This is a genomic window from Nonomuraea solani (assembly GCF_900108335.1).
Classification (GTDB): Bacteria; Actinomycetota; Actinomycetes; order Streptosporangiales; family Streptosporangiaceae; genus Nonomuraea; species Nonomuraea solani.
The window spans coordinates 325,162-344,704 of sequence record NZ_FNVT01000011.1 but is presented as its reverse complement, the minus strand read 5'-3'; the positions used below and the strand labels follow the sequence as shown (position 1 = coordinate 344,704).

General features: G+C 69.8%; 16 protein-coding genes and 1 pseudogene. 9 read left to right on the top strand and 8 right to left on the bottom strand.

The features are described 5' to 3' along the window. Positions 1-110: 110 nt before the first annotated feature. Entirely contained in the window at positions 111-686 is a 576-nt protein-coding gene (locus C4V41_RS34835) for a C40 family peptidase (RefSeq protein ID WP_160150498.1), read from the bottom strand. Between the two features lie 338 nt (positions 687-1,024). Here C4V41_RS34835 and C4V41_RS34830 point away from each other — a divergent pair, with 338 nt between their 5' ends. After that, positions 1,025-1,291: a hypothetical protein gene (locus C4V41_RS34830; RefSeq protein ID WP_103960218.1), complete on the top strand. Its 267-nt coding sequence runs from the start codon at positions 1,025-1,027 to the stop codon at positions 1,289-1,291. Positions 1,292-1,664: 373 nt separating this feature from the next. After that, positions 1,665-2,015, top strand: a complete 351-nt coding sequence (locus C4V41_RS34825; RefSeq protein ID WP_160150497.1) for an STAS domain-containing protein — start codon at positions 1,665-1,667, stop codon at positions 2,013-2,015. Here the strand turns inward: C4V41_RS34825 and C4V41_RS34820 are convergent. From C4V41_RS34820 to C4V41_RS34800, 5 genes are read right to left on the bottom strand one after another with little or no spacing between them, the layout of a single operon-like run. Continuing rightward, a complete protein-coding gene (locus tag C4V41_RS34820; protein WP_235030554.1) occupies positions 1,930-4,170 on the bottom strand; it encodes a terpene synthase family protein in 2,241 nt (746 codons plus the stop codon). The genes C4V41_RS34825 and C4V41_RS34820 overlap by 86 nt on opposite strands. A gap of 22 nt (positions 4,171-4,192) precedes the next feature. Then, positions 4,193-5,539: a family 2B encapsulin nanocompartment shell protein gene (locus C4V41_RS34815; RefSeq protein WP_103960289.1), complete on the bottom strand. Its 1,347-nt coding sequence runs from the start codon at positions 5,537-5,539 to the stop codon at positions 4,193-4,195. Between the two features lie 52 nt (positions 5,540-5,591). Beyond that, positions 5,592-7,004 carry a family 2B encapsulin nanocompartment shell protein gene (locus tag C4V41_RS34810; protein ID WP_103960216.1) on the bottom strand — a complete coding sequence of 471 codons (1,413 nt, stop codon included), beginning with the start codon at positions 7,002-7,004 and terminating at the stop codon, positions 5,592-5,594. 29 nt (positions 7,005-7,033) lie between these two features. Further along, positions 7,034-7,975: a 4-hydroxy-3-methylbut-2-enyl diphosphate reductase gene (locus tag C4V41_RS34805; RefSeq protein WP_103960215.1), complete on the bottom strand. Its 942-nt coding sequence runs from the start codon at positions 7,973-7,975 to the stop codon at positions 7,034-7,036. A gap of 27 nt (positions 7,976-8,002) precedes the next feature. Then, positions 8,003-9,046, bottom strand: coding sequence for a polyprenyl synthetase family protein (locus tag C4V41_RS34800; protein WP_160150496.1), 1,044 nt, complete (start codon positions 9,044-9,046; stop codon positions 8,003-8,005). Positions 9,047-9,175: 129 nt separating this feature from the next. Here C4V41_RS34800 and C4V41_RS34795 point away from each other — a divergent pair, with 129 nt between their 5' ends. Beyond that, positions 9,176-10,924 (top strand): 1-deoxy-D-xylulose-5-phosphate synthase, encoded by a 1,749-nt coding sequence (locus tag C4V41_RS34795; RefSeq protein WP_103960213.1) that lies wholly within the window; start codon positions 9,176-9,178, stop codon positions 10,922-10,924. A 50-nt stretch (positions 10,925-10,974) separates the two neighbouring features. After that, positions 10,975-12,026 (top strand): annotated as a pseudogene (gene ispG / locus C4V41_RS34790) (flavodoxin-dependent (E)-4-hydroxy-3-methylbut-2-enyl-diphosphate synthase). On the opposite strand, the gene C4V41_RS34785 reads toward ispG, so the two are convergent. Continuing rightward, positions 12,013-12,288, bottom strand: a complete 276-nt coding sequence (locus tag C4V41_RS34785; protein ID WP_103960212.1) for a hypothetical protein — start codon at positions 12,286-12,288, stop codon at positions 12,013-12,015. The pseudogene ispG and the gene C4V41_RS34785 overlap by 14 nt on opposite strands. Before the next feature lie 71 nt (positions 12,289-12,359). Between C4V41_RS34785 and C4V41_RS34780 the strand changes: the two genes are divergently transcribed. From C4V41_RS34780 to C4V41_RS34760, 5 genes are all read left to right on the top strand, one after another. Further along, entirely contained in the window at positions 12,360-13,541 is a 1,182-nt protein-coding gene (locus tag C4V41_RS34780) for a zinc-dependent alcohol dehydrogenase (RefSeq protein WP_103960211.1), read from the top strand. 53 nt (positions 13,542-13,594) lie between these two features. Then, positions 13,595-14,644 carry an NAD-dependent epimerase/dehydratase family protein gene (locus C4V41_RS34775; protein WP_103960210.1) on the top strand — a complete coding sequence of 350 codons (1,050 nt, stop codon included), beginning with the start codon at positions 13,595-13,597 and terminating at the stop codon, positions 14,642-14,644. Positions 14,645-14,843: 199 nt separating this feature from the next. Then, positions 14,844-15,317 (top strand): ATP-binding protein, encoded by a 474-nt coding sequence (locus C4V41_RS34770; protein ID WP_160150495.1) that lies wholly within the window; start codon positions 14,844-14,846, stop codon positions 15,315-15,317. Between the two features lie 74 nt (positions 15,318-15,391). Next, a complete protein-coding gene (gene folP, locus C4V41_RS34765) occupies positions 15,392-16,288 on the top strand; it encodes a dihydropteroate synthase (protein ID WP_200824432.1) in 897 nt (298 codons plus the stop codon). 13 nt (positions 16,289-16,301) lie between these two features. Next, positions 16,302-16,706, top strand: a complete 405-nt coding sequence (locus C4V41_RS34760) for a DnaJ family domain-containing protein (RefSeq protein ID WP_103960208.1) — start codon at positions 16,302-16,304, stop codon at positions 16,704-16,706. A gap of 250 nt (positions 16,707-16,956) precedes the next feature. On the opposite strand, the gene C4V41_RS65920 is transcribed toward C4V41_RS34760, so the two are convergent. Beyond that, a complete protein-coding gene (locus tag C4V41_RS65920; protein ID WP_407670107.1) occupies positions 16,957-19,302 on the bottom strand; it encodes a glycoside hydrolase family 6 protein in 2,346 nt (781 codons plus the stop codon). Between the last annotated feature and the right edge of the window lie 241 nt (positions 19,303-19,543).

Sequence of the window (19,543 nt, the reverse complement as noted above, 5' to 3'; positions counted from 1 at the left end):
CAACCGGCTTGGTGCGCACCAGGCCACCAGCACCGCGCGGCCCAGGTCGATCACTGCAGGACGACCTGGGCCGCGCGGCCGCGTTCCCACAGGCACACCGCACCCCCCTCTCAGAGGTCGATGTCCGGCGGATCGGTGTTGGCCGCGCGCTCGCTCGGCCGGACCGCCCCCATGAAGGTCCGCCGGTCCAGCGGGTCGAGCCGGACGAACTGCCCGGTGTACGGCGCGTGCACCATCCGCGTCGCGTCCACGGCCACGGCGACGTGCTCGGGCCCGGGACGTCGCGGATCGTTGTCGTAGAACACCAGGTCACCCGGCTCCACCTCCTCCTTCGGCAGCCGGATCCCCGTTCGCCACTGCTCGTACGTGGTCGTCCCGATGAGCACCCCCGCCCGCGCCCACGCGTACTCGGCGAGCCCCGAGCAGTCGAACCCCTTGACCTTGGCCCCTTTGCCGATCCCGAACCCGGGCCCGTCCGGCCCGCCGCCGCCCCACGTGTACGGGACCCCGATCATCTCCAGCGCGGCCCGCACCGCGATGGCCCCGCCCGCCGCCCGGTTCGACTTGGCGACCGTCTGCCGGCAGAAATGGGTGACGCAGCCCGCCAGCGCCGGTGGATCGCCGCCGGGGACGTACGAAATCGCGATGGTCAGCGCTATTAGCAGCAGCGGCCGTTGTCCATTCATGGCATATTCAGCGCTCCCCCGCATCCTGCGCGCCGAGCCTCACCGCGACGCTCTCCCGGTAGCATTCCTCCTTCCCTATGGTGATAAAACGCCCTTTTGGGAGGCGGGATGCCCGTATGGCGATAAGATGAAAAATCGCCGTCCCCGCATTTCGGACAAAACTCCGCTTCTCGGACATTTCTGAACTAGTCATGATCAACAGCCCCAAGAAATCGGGGCGGGCATTTGACTTCGACTTAGCTCGGCCAAGTTGCAGTGCGCCTGCGAGCCGCGAGATTGTTATTACTGGAATCTCGCCGCCCTGTGCGAGCGATTGACGACAAAGGAGAAGTAGAAAAATGATGCGTCGCATTCTTGCCGGTGCAGCGATCGCGGGCTTCCTGTTCGGGTTCTCCGCCACCAGCGCCTCGGCCGACGTCGGCCCCAACGCGCTCAACAAGGACAAGCAGATCCTGAGCCAGCTCAGCATCCTCGATGACCTGACGCTCGCGAACGACGTTCTCAACGACTCGGTCAAGTACATCGACATCATCACGCTCCTGCACCTGCAGGACATCGATCTCCACCTGGCCAACAACGAGAAGAACACGGGCGACAACAACTGAGTCGCCGGGGCGGCGGGACCGCGCGCGCCTGACCTGGTGACACTCCGGTAGCCACGACCCCTAGTGGCGGCACCTTGCCGGGGTGTCCCAGGCTCGCCGCGTCGTCCGGGCGCCGTCCAAGTCACTCGCCCGCATCGCTCGTCCGATCAGGCCGGCGACCTTCATGCCCGAGGCCGGCGCGGGTATGGCCGGCCTGTTCGGAAAGCGTTAGCCACCAATATTGCCCCGAAATTCGGTCATTTTCCGGCGAAAATTACATAGCGGCACATACCTCGTGTAACCTGTATTTCGGGTCAAACGCCAGCAGTTGTGGCGGTCATTCCCTGCAGGTTCGGCAGACAACCCCCGGTGCGCGTTGGGGGGTGCGAGGAGCGTGAGCGTTCAGGAACGGCTGCTCTATCAGGACGAGCAGCTGACGATCACCGTGCGAGCGGCGCCAGGGGCGCCCGCCGTGACGCTGAGCGGCGCGATCGACGTCACCAACAGTTCCGCGCTGGCAAGCGCCCTGGCGAGTTGCCGCCAGGACACCTACGTCATCGTCGACACCGGCGAGCTGACCTTCATCGACATCTCAGGGCTGCGCGTGCTCGTGATGCCCACGCTGCCGCCCTCGGAGCGGTGGATCCGGCTGCACAACGTCACCCCGTACCAGCGGCGGTTGCTGCGCATGATGGGCTGGTTCTATCTGCCCAGGACCCATGACGCACACCTGGAGGCCCGATGAGCGCGGCCGAGGTGCCCAGTCCCGTCGGGCCGCCGAGCCGCCACGGGGGCGGTTCGTGGTGGCGGCGCAGTGAGGCTTCGTCGTAGCGGTAGCAGTTGTGGTGCCAGTTGAGGATGCCGGCCAGCCAGTCGCGCAGCTCGGTCACGAACCCGTCGAGGTCGCGCCGCGCGCCGGCGTCGAGGCCGAAGTCGTCGCAGACGATCGGCAGCTCGTGCTCGACGATGTGCTCGAACTGCTGGACCCGCGAGGTCAGCAGGTCGTTGACGATCGCCAGCGCCGCCGGGTAGTCGCAGTCGAAGAAGGTCTGCACCACCAGGACGCAGTTGTGCACCTCGCCCTCGAACTCGATCTCCTTCTGGTACGAGAAGATGTCGTTGACCAGGCAACCCGCGTCCATCATCGCGTTCGCCAGCGCCACCATCGGCCCGCTGGCGTAGACCTCGTCCGGGATCCCCTTGGAGTGCCGCAACCGGCACAGGCTCATCGTCAGCTCGGAGCCGAACGTGAGCCGGCGCATCTCCATGTAGTCCACCGGGTCGGGCACGTGGTGGGCCAGCTCATTGGCCAGCTCCCACAGCCAGCCCGCGCACATGTCCTCGACCGCGACGCGCAGCTTGCGCCGGTCCGCGAGCGGCATCGGCCCCGCCGTACGCGCCCAGATGTCGGCCAGCCCGCGCTCCAGCGCGCTCGCCGGCGCCGGCGTGGCCGAGCAGTCGAGAGGCATGAACGCCGAGAACCGGTCCACCGTCACCTTGGCCGCCGCCAGGTTCTGTGACCTGCCGAAGACGACGGGGAAGTAGTCGTCCCCGTACGTCCCCCAGGCCAGCCAGAACGACGCCAGGTCGAGCTCCTCAGGGGTGGCGTCGGGATGCAGGCCGGCCGCGCAGAGCGGCAGGTCGATGTCGACGCACTTGCGTTCGTCCCACACCATGGAGCCGACCACCCCGTTCTGGGGCTCCAGCATGCCCATCTCCCCGCACCAGGCCACCGTGTTGCGCCGGGCGGCGTCGAGATGCGGCGACAGCCTGAGCTCGAACGGCACGTACAGGTCGGGAATCCGCGCCGGCCCGACCCGCTGGTACGGCACATGCGTGAAGTTGCGCACCCGCTTGGCCCCCAGCATGTTGACCAGCGACGTCATGCCCAGCGGCTTCCCGGTCTTCGCCTTCTTGTTCATGTACCGGCTCGAGCGCATGTGCCACTCGTGCCCGCCCGACTGCCAGTCCTGCAGCCCTTTGACGTAGGCCAGCACGCCGGCGGCGGACAGCGGGTCGATGGCGTATTCGACGAACAGCGGCCCCAGCTCCGTGAACACCGTGTGCTCGAACTGGTGCAGCCGCGAGGTCAGCAGGTCGTTGACGGCGTCGGCGGCCTCCTGCGTGCCGCAGCCCAGGAACTTCTCCAGCACCAGCACGCCGTTGCTCAGCTCGCCCTCGTCCCCGACCTCCCGCTCGTAGGAGAACAGGTCGTTGCGCAGGTGCACGCCGTCGGAGAAGGAGTCTCTGAGCACCCGCATCGGCCGGGTCGCGGCGATCCGGTCCGGCACCTCGGCGCCCACGGCGTGCTCGACGAGCCCGGCCGACCAGGGCGCGCCGCCGACCTTGCGCCGCATCTCGATGTACTCGACCGGGTTGGCCACCCGGCCCCTGTTGATGTTGGCCAGCTCCCAGATCGACTCGTTGAGCAGGTTGCGCGTGCTCTCCGCGAACCGCGCCCGCCAGGCCGGCGACATGCTCGGCACCGTCCGGGGCCACAGGTCGGCCAGCCCCGCCTCGACCGGGTTGCTCGGCTCCGGCACGGTCAGATCCGCGCCCATCGGCATGAAGCGGGCCAGCCCGTTGAGGTAGTCCTTGCCGCCGGACAGGTCGCCGGTGCGCTTGAAGACCTCCAGGAAATGGTCGTCGAAGAAGAACACCCAGATGTACCAGTCGGTGATCAGCCCCAGCTCCGCGCCGTCGCAGTCGGGGTGGGTGTAGGCGCACATCAGCGGGTAGTCGTGGGCGTCGAGGTCGGCCTCCTCCCAGACGCCGGATCCTTCGAGCATGCCCATGTCGCGTGCCCACTGTTTGGAGTGCACGCGAGCCTCTTCGAGATGCTGGTTGAGCCGCGCCGGGTACGGCATGTAGAAGTCCGGCAGTTCGAACGGCTGGGACACGATCACTCCTTCACATGGGTGGTCAGCGCGCCACCTCGGCGTTCTCCAGCACGCCGAGCGCGTCGGGCACCAGGAGCGCGGCCGAGTAGTAGGCGCTGACCAGATAGGACGCGACGGCCCGCGCGTCGATGCCGGTGCACCGCACGCTGAGCCCCGGCTCGCGTTCGTCGGGGATGCCGCTCTGATAGAGGCCGACCACGCCGGCGTCCTCCTCGCCGGTCCTGATGACGAGGATCGAGCTGGTGCCCGCCCGGCTGACGGGGATCTTGTCGCAGGGCAGGATGGGCACGCCGCGCCACGCGGTCAGCGTGGCGCCCTCGATCTCGGTGCTGTCGGGGTAGACGCCCCTGGCGTTGCACTCCCGGTGGAAGGCGGCGATGGCCTTCGGGTGGGCGAGGAAGTAGCGGGACTTCTTCCTGCGGCAGAGCAGCTCGTCGAGGTCCTCGGGGCCCGGCGGGCCCGTGCGGGGGTGGACGCGCTGCTTCGGATCGGCCTGGTGCAGCAGCCCGAAGTCGCGGTTGTTGATCAGCTCGTGCTCCTGGCGCTCGCGTACGGCCTGGATGGTGAGCTTGAGCTGTTCGCCGGTCTGGTCCATCGGCTGGTTGAACAGGTCGGCCACCCGGGTGTGGACGCGGAGCACGGTCTGCGACACGCTCAGCTCGTATTCGCGCGGCCCCGGGTCGTAGTCGGCGAACGTGCCGGGCAGCGGGTGCTCGCCCCGGTGCCCGGCGGCCGTCACGATCGCCGCCTCGCCCCACCTGTTCTGGGGCGCGGCCAGGCGGGCCCGGTGGCGGGTGAGCTGGTCGCGCAGCGACGGCGACCGGCCGGTCTCGGCGTGGAGCTCCGCCCACGGCAGCGCCAGGACGGTGCACGCCGTGCCGGCCTCCAGCGTGCAGTCCCACACGTTGTCCGGCCGGTCCGCGCCGGCGTGGTCGCCGTCGGCCAGCGTGCCGAGGACGACGCGGTCGCCGTACGGGCCGGACCGGACTCTGCTCACCCGGCCGTGCGCGATGAGCAGCATCTCGTCCACCGGCCGCCCCGCCCGGGCGATCACGTCGCCCGGGGCGAACTCCCGCTGCTCGAACAGCCCCGCGAGGGTGTCGAGCACGCGGTCGTCGTCGAGCCCGTGCAGCAACGGCAGTTCGGTCAGGGACGGCGGGACGACGCGCACCCGGGAGCCGGTGTTCGAGAAGCTCACCCGGCCGCCTCCGACCGGGTACGTCAGCCGCCGGTTCACGCGATAGACACCGCCCGCGACGTCCACCCACGGAAGCACCCGCAGCAGCCAGCGGGAGGTGATCTCCCGCATCTGCGGAGGCGTCTTGGTCGTCGTGGCGAGCGCGCGCGCCGCCCCGGTGCCGAGACTCATGCGCGCGTCGCGCTGATCCGACTCCGTCACCTTCAGCACCACCAATCGAGGGCTAGTAGCCGTTCCTGCCGAGCTCGATGTCCTCCAGCACGCCGAGCGCGTCGGGCACCAGGACGGCGGCCGAGTAGTAGGCGCTGACCAGGTAGGAGATGATCGCCTTCTCGTTGATGTTCATGAACCGCACCGACAGACTCGGCTGGTATTCATCGGGGATGCCGGTCTGGTGCAGGCCGATGACCCCCTGGTTCTCCTGGCCGGTGCGCATGAGCATGATCGAGGTCGTGCGCTGGCCGGTGACCGGGATCTTGTTGCACGGGAAGATCGGCACACCCCGCCAGGCCGGCACCCGGTGCCCGTTGACCTCGCTGGACTGCGGGTAGATGCCGCGCTTGCTGCACTCCCTGCCGAACGCCGCGATGGCCTGCGGGTGGGCCAGGAAGAACGCCGGGTCCTTCCACACCGTGGACAGCAGGTCGTCGAGGTCGTCGGGGGTGGGCGGGCCCGAGCGGGTGCGGATGCGCTGGCCGAAGTCGGCGTTGTGCAGCAGGCCGAACTCCTTGTTGTTGACCAGCTCGTCCTCCTGGCGCTCGCGCAGGGCCTCGATCGTGAGGCGGAGCTGCTGGTCGAGCTGGCTCATCGGCTGGTTGTACAGGTCGGTGACCCGGCTGTGCACGCGCAGGACGGTCTGGGCGACGCTCAGCTCGTATTCGCGCGGGCTCTGCTCGTAGTCCACGAACGTGCCGGGCAGCACGGGCTCGCCGATGTGGCCGGAGGACATGTCGATCGCGGCCTCGCCATAGGCGTTCTGGGCGCGGTCGCCGCTCGTGCGCCAGGCTTCGATGTGCTCACGCAGATGGGGAGCCATCTGGGCGATCTGGTCGAAGTCCTGCCGGGAGAGCGTGAGCACGGTGGTGGCCGTCCTGGCCTGCGCGCTGAAGCGGTATTCGGCGCCGTCGGTCAGGGTCTGCTCGCCCAGGTAGTCGCCGTCGGCCAGCACCCCGAGGTTCTGGTCGTCGCCGTACGCGCCGCTGGCGACCTTGACCACGCGGCCGTGAGCGATCAGTACGAGCTGGTCCGCGGGACGGCCCTCGGAGACGACCTTCTCGCCCGGCTCTATCTCACGCTGCTGGAAGCGACCGGCCAGGGCCTCCAGCACCTCCATGTCGTCGAAGTCGCGCAGCATCGGCAGCTCGGTCAGCTCGGCCGGGATGACCCGCACGTCGGAGCCCGTCGTGCTGAAGGTGATGCGCCCGTCGCCGAGCGTGTAGGTCAGCCGCCGGTTGACCCGGAACACGCCACCGGCGCACTGCACCCATGGAAGCAGCCGCAGCAGCCACCGTGAGGTGATCTCCTGCATCTGCGGCGGCGTCTTCGTGGTGGTCGAGAGCTGCCTGGCGGCATCGGTGCTGAGGCTGAGCTGCCCGTTGCCGTTCTCGGGCACGCCGGAGTGGGTCGTTTCGGTCATCGTGATCTACCGCCAATCTCTGTAGGGGCCTAACCGGGGTTGCGGGTTGGTCGGATTTCGGGAGGGAGTGAGAAGGTGAGGGTCTCTTCGGTCAGGGTCACCGGCTCGACGTCGGCGTATCCGCGGGCCGCGAGCCAGGCGAGCAGCTCCGCGACCAGCACTTCCGGGACGGAGGCGCCGGAGCTCACCCCGACGGTCTCCACGCCGCGCAGCCACTCCTCGTCGGCGTGGGCGGCCCGGTCGACCAGGTGGGCCGCGCTCGCCCCCGCGTTCAGCGCGACCTCCACCAGCCGCTGGGAGTTGGAGGAGTTGGCCGAGCCGACGACGATGACCAGCTCGCACCGCGGGGCGATCAGGGTGACCGCCTCCTGGCGGTTCTGGCTGGCGTAGCAGCTGTCGTCGCTCGGCGGATCGGCCAGGCCGGGGAAGCGCTCGCGCAGCTCGGCGACGGCCCGCATGGTCTCGTCCACGGCCAGCGTGGTCTGCGACAGCCAGCTCACCCGCCCGGAGCCGCTCGCCGTCACCTCCTCCGGCCTGGCCGGGTCGACGACGTGGATGCGGCCGGGGGCCTCGCCGAGCGTGCCCTCGACCTCCTCGTGCTCGGCGTGGCCGATGAGCACGATCTCGTAGCCCTCCTCGGCCATTCGTACGGCCTCTTTGTGCACCTTCGTCACCAGCGGGCAGGTGGCGTCGATCGTGCGCAGCCCGCGCCGCCCGGCCTCGTCCTTGACCGCCGGCGAGACGCCGTGGGCGGAGAAGATGACCAGCGAGCCGTCGGGCACCTCGCCGAGCTCGTCGACGAAGATCGCGCCGCGCTCGGTGAGGTCGTCGACCACGAAGGTGTTGTGGACGATCTGCTTGCGCACGTAGACCGGTGGCCCGAAGCGCCGCAGCGCCTCCTTCACGGTGATGATCGCCCGCTCGACGCCCGCGCAGTAGCCGCGCGGGGCCGCGATGAGTACGCGTCCCATGTGGACAGCCCCTTACCTGGTGCGGTGCTACTTCGTGCGGTGGGCGAGCTGGTCGGCGAGCACGGTCAGCGCGCTCGCGGCCTCCGGCTTGATGTGCGCCGCGGTCAGCGCCGCCACGGCCTCGCGCACCCGCTCTTCGATCATTTCCTCGACTCTGGCCAGCGCGCCGGTCTCGGTCAGGATCTGCCGCAGCTCCGCGGCCCGCTCCTCGGTCAGCTCGGGGTTGCCGTGCCAGCTTCTGAGGTGGTCGAGCTGCGCGGGAGACGCCTGCTGTACGGCGTGCGCGAACAACACCGTGTGCTTGCCCTCCCGCAGGTCGTCGAGGGCCGACTTGCCCGTCTGCGACGACGATCCGAACGTGCCCAGCACGTCGTCGCGGAGCTGGAACGCCTCACCGAGCGGCAGGCCGAAGCCGGAGTAGGAGTCGAGGAGCTCCCGCGAGGCCCCGGCCAGCGCGCCGCCGATCTGCAGCGGCCGTTCGACGGTGTATTTGGCGGTCTTGAACCGGATCATCGTCAGCGCCTCGGTCACGCTGGCGCCCGAGCGGAGCTGGGCCAGGATGTCGAGGTATTGACCGCTGATGACCTCGGTGCGCATCGCGTCGAACAGGTGGTGCGCGGCGCGCAGCCGCACCGGGTCCACTCCGCACGACGACAGCAGCGCGTCGGACCAGGCCAGGCTGAGCGAGCCGAGCAGGATGCCACCCGCCTGGCCGAACGCCTCCGCCCCCGGGCCCTGGTGCAGCCCCGCGAGGTTCCTGTGCACGGTGGCCCGGCCCCGCCGCAGCTCGCTGCCGTCCATGATGTCGTCGTGGATGAGCAGCCCCGCGTGGCACAGCTCCAGGGACGCGGCGGCGCTGATGATCTCTTCACAGTCGTCACCACCGGCGCCCCGCCAGCCCCAGTAACAGAGCTGCGGCCGGATCCGCTTGCCTCCGCTGAGGATGAAGTCGGTCAGCAGGCCGTAGGCCGCCTCGACGCCGGGGTCGGAGACGGGGGCCCGCCAGCTCTCAAGGAAGACGTTGAGCCGCCGATCAATGCGTGATCCAAGGTGGTGCTGAGTGAAGCTCACCGGCATTCGCCCGGCTCCTTCTGTCAGTCGGTCGCTACCAATAGTTACTCATTGAATACGGAGCGTGTAAAGTGTCTTTTGTAGCTCAAGCTTTCTTTTGCCACAGCAGTCCCACGGTCTGGGGATGCCATGAAGACCCTGCTGCCCTACGTCTCGACCCCCGAAGACCTCCGAGCCCTGCCCGCTGAGCTGCTCCCGGGGCTGGCCGGCGAGATCCGGGCCTTCCTCATCGACAAGGTGAGCGCGCGAGGCGGCCACCTCGGCTCCAACCTCGGCATCGTGGAGCTCACGATCGCGCTGCACCGGGTGTTCGACTCACCCGCCGACGTCATCGTGTTCGACACCGGCCACCAGGCCTACGTGCACAAGATCCTCACGGGCCGCCGCGACGCCTTCGACGCGCTGCGCTGCCGGGGCGGCCTGAGCGGCTATCCCTCCAGGCAGGAGTCCGCGCACGACCACATGGACAGCTCCCACGCCTCCACCGCGCTCTCCTACGCCGACGGCATGGCCAAGGCCAGGCACCTGGCCGGCGACGGCGCGCGGGCCGTGGTCGCGGTGGTCGGCGACGGCGCGCTGACCGGCGGCGTGGCCTGGGAGGCGCTCAACAACCTGGGGGCCGCCGGGCACCGGCCGGTCATCGTGGTGCTCAACGACAACGGGCGCTCCTACGCGCCGACGCACGGCGGCTGCGCCGACCACCTCGGCCGGATGCGGGCGAGCCCCGGCGTGGCCGTCTTCGAGAACCTCGGACTGCGCTACCTCGGCCCGGTGGACGGCCACGACATCCCGGCGCTGGAGCGGGCGATGCGCGCGGCGCGCGAGCTGCGGGCGCCGGTCGTGATCCACTGCGTGACCCGCAAGGGCCGCGGCTACGAGCCCGCCGAGCGCGATCTCGACGAGCACCTGCACGCGATCCCGGTGACCGATCCGGCGACCGGGCGGCCCCTGACGCCCTCACCCAAGACCTGGACGCACGCCTTCGCCGAGCACCTCTGCGCCCTGGGCGAGCGGCGGCCCGACCTGGTCGCCATCACCGCGGCCATGCCGGGCCCGACCGGGCTGGCCGCGTTCGGGCGGCGCTTCCCCGAGCGCATGTTCGACGTCGGCATCGCCGAGCAGCAGGCCCTGGCCTCGGCCGCGGGCATGGCCATGAGCGGCCTGCATCCCGTGGTGGCGATCTACGCCACGTTCCTCAACCGCGCCTTCGACCAGGTGCTGATGGACATCGCGCTGCACCGGCTGCCCGTGACGCTGGTGCTCGACCGGGCCGGCATCACCGGCCCCGACGGGCCCAGCCACCACGGCATGTGGGACCTGGCGGCGCTGGCCCTCGTGCCCGGCATGCGGGTGGCCGCGCCGCGCGACGTGGTGCGGCTGTGCGAGCTGCTGGAGGAGGCCGTCGAGCACGACGGCCCGACGGCGCTGCGCTTCCCCAAGTCCCCCGCGAGCGTGGAGATCCCGCCCGCCGGCAGCGTCGGCGACGTGGACGTGCTGTCGTCCAGCGGTCAGGACGTGCTGCTCGTGGCCATCGGGCCGATGGCCGAGCCGTGCCTGAGCGCCGGGGCGATGTTGTCGGCCGCGGGCGTCGGCCTGACCGTGGTCGATCCGCGCTGGGTCATCCCGGTCTCCCGTGACCTGCGCAGGGTCGTCGCCGGCGGCCGGCTGGTCGTCACGGTCGAAGACGGCCTGGCCGCCTCCGGGGCCGGCGCTCTCGTCCGGCAGGCGTGCGGGCCCGGCCAGCGGGTGGTCAACCTGGGCCTGCCGTGTGAGTTCATCGGCCAGGGCAGCCGGTCGGAGCTGCTGGCCGAGGCCGGGCTGACCGGCCAGGGCATCGCGTACGCCATCAGAAAGGAGCTCGACAGGTGGCCGCTGTAAGTCTCGGAATTCCGTCCGTCCGCCGTTCCCGGCGCGTCTCCCGGCAGGTCATGGTGGGTGACGTGCCGGTCGGCGGCGACGCGCCCGTCTCGGTGCAGTCGATGACCACGACGGTCACGGCCGACGTCAACGCCACGCTGCAGCAGATCGCTGAGCTGACCGCGGCGGGCTGCCAGATCGTCAGGGTGGCGGTGCCGTCGCAGGACGACGCCGACGCGCTGCCGGCCATCGCCGGGAAGTCGCAGATCCCGGTGATCGCCGACATCCATTTCCAGCCGAAGTACGTGTTCGCCGCCATCGACGCCGGGTGCGCGGCCGTGCGGGTCAACCCCGGCAATATCAAGAAATTTGATGACAAGGTGGGCGAGATCGCGCGGGCGGCGGCCGACCGGGGGACGCCGATCAGGATCGGGTCAACGCCGGTTCGCTCGATCCCCGGTTGCTGGAGAAGCACGGCAAGGCCACGCCCGAGGCGCTGGTGGAGTCGGCGCTGTGGGAGTGTTCGTTGTTCGAGGAGCACGGGTTCCGTGACATCAAGATCTCGGTCAAGCACCACGATCCGCGGGTGATGGTGGCGGCCTACCGGCTGCTGGCCGGGCGGTGCGACTATCCGCTGCACCTGGGCGTGACCGAGGCGGGGCCGCTCATGCAGGGCACGATCAAGTCGGCGGTGGCCTTCGGGCTGCTGCTCGACGAGGGCATCGGCGACACGATCCGGGTGTCGCTGTCCGCGCCTCCCGTCGAGGAGGTCAAGGTCGGCATCGGGATCCTGGAGTCGCTGGGGCTGCGGCAGCGGCGGCTGGAGATCGTCTCCTGCCCGTCGTGCGGGCGGGCCCAGGTCGACGTCTACACGCTGGCCGACCGGGTGACGGCGGCGCTCGACGGGTTCCCGCATCCGCTGCGGGTGGCGGTCATGGGCTGCGTGGTCAACGGGCCCGGCGAGGCCCGCGAGGCGGACCTGGGGGTGGCCTCCGGCAACGGCAAGGGGCAGATCTTCGTCAAGGGCGAGGTCGTCAAGACCGTGCCCGAGTCACAGATCGTGGAGACGCTGGTCGAGGAGGCCATGCGGCTCGCGGAGGAGCAGCCGCCTAGCGCGGGGTGATGGAGGAGCGCTCCTGGCCGGGCAGCGGCTCGGCGCCGAGCTCGAACGACATGCCGCGGCTGCTCGCCATGCTGATCACGGGCCTCCTGAGCATCTCGCCGACGCGGTGGGCGACCTCCTGGAAGTGGCGCTGGAGCGCGGGGTCCTCGACGGCCGACAGGCGCACAGAGCCCTTCTCCATCAGCTCCTTGGCGAGCCACTCGGACATGCCGCGCTGGAAACGGATCGCCTCGTCGGGAGTCAAAGGGGTGCGCTCAGCCATGGACTCTCCCGTTTGATGCCCTATGTGGGGGTATGCGGGGATTTGGTATCCCCGGTAGTGAGGAGACCAGCATGAAGGCAGTCACCTGGCACGGCAAGCGGGACATCCGGGTCGAAGAGGTTCGAGACCCGTTCATCAAGGAGCCCAACGACGCCATCATCAGGGTGACCAGCACCGGAATCTGCGGATCCGACCTGCACCTGTACGAGGTGCTCGGCCCGTTCATGGCCGAGGGCGACATCCTCGGGCACGAGCCCATGGGCGTCGTCGAGGAGGTCGGGGCCGCGATCACCGACCTCAAGCCCGGCGACCGCGTGGTCATCCCCTTCAACATCTCGTGCGGCCACTGCCACATGTGCGGGATGGAGCTCTACGCCCAGTGCGAGACCACTCAGGTCCGCGAGAAGGGCATGGGAGCCGCCCTGTTCGGCTACACCAAGCTCTACGGCCAGGTGCCCGGCGGGCAGGCCGAATACCTGCGGGTGCCCGAGGCGCAGTTCGGCCCGATCAAGGTGCCGGAGGGCCCGCCGGACGAACGTTTCCTGTACCTGTCCGACGTGCTGCCGACCGCCTGGCAGGCCGTCGAGTTCGCGCACATCCCGGAGGGCGGCAGCGTGACCGTGTTCGGGCTCGGGCCGATCGGGCAGATGAGCGCCCGCATCGCGCGCCACCACGGGCACCGGGTGATCGGCGTCGACGGCGTCATTGCGCGCCTGGAGATGGCCCGCCGCCACGACATCGAGGTCATCGACGCCAGCGAGGTCACCGACGTGCCGGAGGAGATCCGCCGGCTCACCGCCGGGCGCGGCACCGACTCCGTCATCGACGCGGTCGGCATGGAGGCCCATGGCTCGCCCGCCGCCAAGATCGCCCAGACGCTCACCGGCCTGCTGCCCGGCGCCGTGGCCGCGCCGCTGATGACGAACGCTGGCGTCGACCGCCTGGCGGCCCTCAACCAGGCCATCGACTCCGTACGCCGCGGCGGCGTCATCTCGGTCATCGGCGTCTACGGCGGCATGACCGACCCGCTGCCCATGCTGCGCATGTTCGACAAGGGCATCACCCTGCGCATGGGGCAGGCGCACGTCAGGCGCTGGGTCGGCGCGCTCATGCCGCTGGTGACCGACGACGCCGATCCGCTCGGGGTCATGGACCTGACCACTCACCGGCTGCCGCTGGAGGAGGCGCCCATGGCGTACGAGATGTTCCAGAAGAAAGCGGGAGGCGCCGTGAAGATCTTGCTGAAACCCTGATCGTGGCAGGTCAGAGGGGTTTCGCGGCCGGGGAGGCGGGCAGCGGTGCACGCATGAGAGTCGTTGTGGTGGGAGCCACGGGAAACGTCGGGACCAGCGTGGTGCGCGCGCTGGCCGCGGACGAAAAGGTGACCTCGATCGTGGGGGTCGCGCGCCGGCTGCCCGCCTGGCGAGTCGACCGTACCGAGTGGCGGCAGGCCGACGTGGCCGGCGCCGATCTGGTACGGATCTTCGATGGGGCCGACGCGGTCGTGCACCTCGCGTGGCTGTTCCAGCCCATCAGGCATCCCGCCGTCACCTGGCGGGCCAACGTGCTGGGCAGTATGCGGGTGTTCCGCGCGGCCGCCGAGGCGGGGGTGGGCGCGCTGGTGCACGCCTCGTCCGTGGGGGCGTACTCACCGGGGCCCAAGGACCGTCCTGTGGACGAGAGCTGGCCCACGCACGGCTGGCCCGGGGCGGCGTACGGGCGGGAGAAGGCGTACGTCGAGCGCGTCCTCGACGTCTTCGAGAACGACCATCCCGGCATCCGGGTGGTGCGGATGCGGCCGGGGTTCATCTTCCAGCGGGTGGCGGCGACCGAGCAGCGCAGGTTGTTCGGCGGGCCGTTCGTGCCGAGGCGGCTGATCAGGGCCGGGCGGATCCCGTTCGTGCCCGACATTCCCGGGCTGCGGCTGCAGGTGCTGCACGCCGAGGACGCGGCGGAGGCGTACCGGCTGGCCGTGACCAAAAACGTCAGAGGGCCGTTCAACATCGCCGCCGAGCCGGTGCTCGACGCGCACGACCTGGCCCGGCTGCTCGACACGCGGACCGTTTCGGTCCCGAAGGGAGTGGCCAAGGCGGCCGTGGCCGCGGGCTGGCGCATGCGGCTCGTGCCCGCCTCGCCCGGGCTGCTGGAGCTGGCCCTGCGCATCCCCGTGATGAAGGTGGACCGGGCCAGGGACGTGCTGGGCTGGTCGCCCCGGCACTCGTCGCAGGAGGCCATGCTGGACCTGTTCGACGGGCTGCACGACGGCGCGGGCATGGAGACCCCGCCGCTGGCCCCGGACGGAGGGCCGGTCGGCCGGATAAAGGAACTGGCCAGCGGTGTGGGCGGGCGTCCGTAAAGATGACCGCGTGTAATTTCCTCTGCGTGGGGAAGGGGAAAAATCACGCGAGGTCCTGAAGCGCGGCCTGCGTGTCGATCTGACACGGAGGAGCGCATGGATCGCCATTCGGGGGCCGATTCCCATCGGGCCCCTCACCCTGACCTCTTTGTGATGTGGCATGTCTATTCACCCTGCGCGTCGGCTGGAGGAGCCTGCCATGCGCACCTTTCTGACCCAGCCGTTCGCTCTCGACGACGTCACGAAACTGCGCCGCGCGGTCGCCGAGGCGGCCGAGCACTGCGGGCTGCACGGCCCCCGGCTCGACGACTTCGTCCTGGCCGTGCACGAGAGTGTCGTCAACGCCGTCGAGCACGCGGGCGGGCACGGACACTTCCGGCTGTGGACGGTCGACGGCATCATCCGCTCGGAGACGACCGACGAGGGCTCGGGCATCCCCCCGGCCTACGTCAACGGCGCCAGCCGGCCTTCCGACCAGTCCTACACGGGCCGGGGGATCTATCTGATCCGCCGGTTGTGCGACGCGGCCGACTTCCGTACCGGCCCCGGCGGCACCACGGTCCGGCTCACCATGCGCTTACCGCGTGGCCACGATCACGGAGTCCCCAGGGCCATGCGCCGGATCAGGGTCAGCTCCTCCGGAGGACACCCGTTCGGCCGCTTCACCGCCTGATCCCTCGACGTGTCCCCGGGCCGTCTGACCTGGCTGAGTGACAGGTAGGCTCGAAGGGACGAAAGGGACAGCACGTGAGCGGCGAGCCTAACTCCGGAATCATCTCTCCCGTCCGGCGCATTGGGCGGCGCGAGTTCGATTTCGACCGCCAGGTCGCCATCATGGCCATCGTCAACAGGACGCCCAACTCCTTTCACGACCAGGGGCTTACGTACGAGCTGGACCAGGCGGTCGCCGCCGCGACCAGGGCCGTCGCCGACGGGGCCGACTGGGTGGACATCGGCGGGTTCGCCTTCAGCGCCGCCCAGGCGGGGATCGGCGTTTCGGAGGAGATCGACCGGGTGGCCCCCGCCATCGCCCGGGTCAGGGCCGCGACCGACGCCGTGATCTCCGTGGACACCCACCGGCCCGAGGTGGCGAGGGCCGCCGTCGAGGCCGGCGCCGATGTCATCAACGACACCAACGGCCTGCGTGAGCCGGGGATGGCCGAGGTCGCTGCCGCGCTGGGCGTCGGTGTGATCGTCACCCACAGCCTGGGCGGGCCTGGGCGGCGGGTCTTCCGGCCCAGCTATGGTGACGTGGTTTCCGAGGTGGCCGGGTTTCTGCGGGAGCGGGTCGCGTACGCGCTCGCGGCCGGTGTCGCCCCTGACAAGATCATTATTGATCCCGGGCATGATCTGAACAAGAACACCTTTCATTCGCTGGAGTTGACGCGGCGGCTTGAGGAGATCACCGCGATCGGCTATCCGACGCTGGTGGCGCTGTCCAACAAGGACTTCATCGGGGAGACGATCGATCGCCCCCAGGGCGAGCGGAAAGAGGGCACGATCGCCGTCAACGTCGTCTCCGTGCTCAAGGGGGCCCGCATTCTGCGTGTGCACGACGTGGCCGCGACGGTCGCGTCCGTACGCATGATCGAGGCCGTGCTGGGGTGGCGCGGTCCGGTTTCGCCCAATCACAACCTGGCGTGAGGAGATTCCGTACGTGAGTGAGCGCAAGCCTCTGAACCTGCCCTTCGAGAACTGGATCGATCGGCAGATCCGGGAGGCTGAGGAGCGGGGCGCGTTCGATGACCTGCCGGGGGCCGGTAAGCCGTTGCCGGGGCTGGACCGGCATCTCGACGAGAACTGGTGGATCAAGCAGAAGATCGAGAGCGAAGGGCTCTCGATGGCGCTGCCGCCTACGCTGGCGTTGCGCAGGGACGCTGAGGTCGCGCTGGGTGAGGCTCGGGGGGCCAGGTCGGAGGCCGAGGCTCGGCGGATCGTCGAGGAGATCAACGAGCGGATTCGGGAGGCGATCCGGACCGGGTTGCCGGGGCCGCCGCTCAACCTGATGCCTTTTGATGTGGATCAGGTCGTCTCCGAGTGGCGCCAGGCCCGCCGCCGCTGAGGTCCCACGGGCGCAAGTGGAAGCACCCCGGCGGCAGGGCCTTGGGGAAGGTGGCCGGCGTGGAAAAAGGGCCCGGGCACTTGGCCCGGGCCCCCTTCCGCAGGCGGGGGACCCGGGTCAGGCGGGTCCCTCCGGCTGGTGAGAGTCCCGGGTCAGGCGGGACTCTCCGGCTGTGAGAGGCGCCGGTACAAGGGCGCCTCTGGCTGGTCGGAGGCCTGGAGCGGGGTGTCCAGACCCCTGCGGGCGGGTGTCAGTTGATGGGCGGGTAGGCGTTCGCCAGGAGTTGACGGAACTGGGCCGAGAACCACTGGCCGGACAGCGGGGCGTCCGGGAGGGCGCCGGACATGTTGTTGCCGTTGAGGCTGTTGCCGGTGTAGGTCGGGTCGCACATCCGGTCGAACTTCTTGCCCTCGTCGTTCGGGATGTCCCGGCTGGCGCCGTCGGACTCGCCAGGAGGCTTGATCCAGACGTAGGCGTCGAAGCCGGCGGCCGGGCTGGCGGTCGGGCGGGTGCCCATGCCGGCGCCGCTCTGGTTGCACCAGTTGCCGGCGTGGATGCGACGGTCGACGCGGGACTGGTTGACGAAGTCCTCCAGGATGGTCGAGGTGCTCGGACCCGTCGGACGGGCGCTGCCGCCCCAGCCGTTGCGCGAGGTGTCGATCAGCATGCCGAGCCCCTGACGGAAGCCCTTGGCGACCAGGGCGTTGCGCAGGGCCGTGGCGAAGGTCTGCTCATCGATGTACCAGTTCCAGTCCACCCACTTCGACTGCCTGACGGACGTGCCGTTCACCGTGGAGTTGATGGTGAAGTACGGCTCGGTCGTGGCGGAGGTGTTGGCGGTGTTGACGATGAAGCCGTCCACACTGTCCACCCCGGCGGTGGCGCCGGCGACGGTCTCGTGGAAGAGGTTGACGGACGGGTTGAAGTTCGAGTCCCAGCCGAGCCACGCGTGGTGGGCGGCGTCGATGTAGGTGTAGACGTTGGTGATGGCGTGGAGCTGGTTGAGCGCGTACCGGACGCCGTCACGGTAGCCGCCCGCGCCGTTGGCCTCGCGGCACTTCTCGAAGGCGTTGAGGTTGGTGACGAGGTTCGGCAGCGAGTCGGGCTCGATGATCGTGACGATGCGCAGGTTGGCGTACGCGGAGTCGCGCATGATGGCCGCGATCGGGTCGATGTACTCGGCCTTGTAGCGGTTGAAGCCGTTCTGCGCGATGAGCAGCTCGCCGTTGGAGGCCAGCGCCGAGCAGTCGCGGTTGGGCAGGTTGTAGATGACGATCTGGATGGTCAGCGGCGCGGAGCCGTTGGCGGCGTCCTGCCTGACGGCCTCGTCCAGGTGGGCGCGCAGGCCCATGGCGCCGGAGGTGCCGGCAATGGCCGCGATGCGGTCCATCCACACGGCCGTGGAGGTGTTGGCGACCGCCGAGCCGCCGGGCTCGGCCGCGGCCTTGGCGCTCCAGTTCGGGTTCACGTAGCCGGTGGCCCCGGCGTACGGGTTCTCGACGTGGGTCGGGTTGGGGCCGCCGTCGTCGTCGGCCTCGGTGGCGGTGACCGTGCGCGAGGTCAGGCCGGTCGAGGCGACGGTGAAGGTGCGGCTGCCGTTGGCCGTGTCGGTGTCCTGCGCGGCGGCCAGGGTGACCGTCTGCGCGGTGTTCCAGTTGGCCGAGGTGAAGGTGAGGCTCGCGCCGCTGGAGATCGTGAGGTTGGTGTCGCCGCTGCCCGCCGCCGAGGTGACGGTGACGTTGGAGGTGGGCTGGGCGGCCAGGCGCACGGAGTACGTGCCGGTGGAGCCCTCGGGCACGGTCACCGCGGTCGGCGAGACGATGATCGACTGCTCGACGGTGGCGTCGTCGTCCACCTCGGTCGCGCTGACCGTGGCGCCGGTGACGCCCGTGCCGCCGACGCTGAAGGCGGCCGTACCGGCGGCGGTGTCGGAGTCCTGGGCCGCGGCCAGGGTCACCGTCTGCGCGGTGCTCCAGTTGGACGGGGTGAAGGTGAGCGAGGCGCCCGAGCTGACCGTCAGGTCGGTGTCACCGCTGGTCCGAGCGGTGGTGACGGTCACGTTCGAGCTCGGCGCGGAGGAGAGCCTGGCGGTGAACGTCGCCGTGCCGCCCTCGTTGACCGCGACCGCGCTGGAGGACGTGACCACCGACGGCGTCGTGGGGCCGGTGCCGCCACAGGTGGTGTTGTTGACGCTGAACGCGGCCGGGCTGGGGTTCGTGCCGGTCCAGGTGCCGTTGAAGCCGATGTTGGTGGAGGCGCCGGTGGCCAGGTTGCCGTTCCACGGCATGTTCGTGGCCGTGACGCGGGTGCCCGACTGGGCCCAGTTCGCGCCCCAGCCTGACGGGGTGTACTTCTGACCCGTGGTCGGGAAGTCGAAGGCCAGCGACCACGAGGTCAGGGGGTCACCGGTGTTCTTCAGCGTGATGCTCGCGGTGAAACCGCCTTGGCCTGAGCCCCACTGGTTGGCTGTGTAGGTCACGTCGCAGGCGACGGCGGCGTTCGCGGCGGTGCTCTGTCCGACGACGAGCCCTAAAGCCGCGACACTCGCGGCGGTCATGGTCACGGCCCATTTGCGGAGGCCGCGTTGGAGTCTCACGAGCGATCATCTCCAGGATTGAATGGCTGGGAGCGCTCCCATGGTGAGCCGCGGTGCGGGCCGTGTACAGCGGACGTCCGCCGAGAAGGTGTCCGCCGCCCCGCATGCTCGTTGAATGCCCCGGAACATGGATGAAACTTTCATCCCGGGCAGCCTGGTGAGAGGAAACACGGGGGTCACCGCGACGCCATTCCGTTGACATACGCCGGAGGTCACCCACAATCCCCTTTGGGAGCGCTCC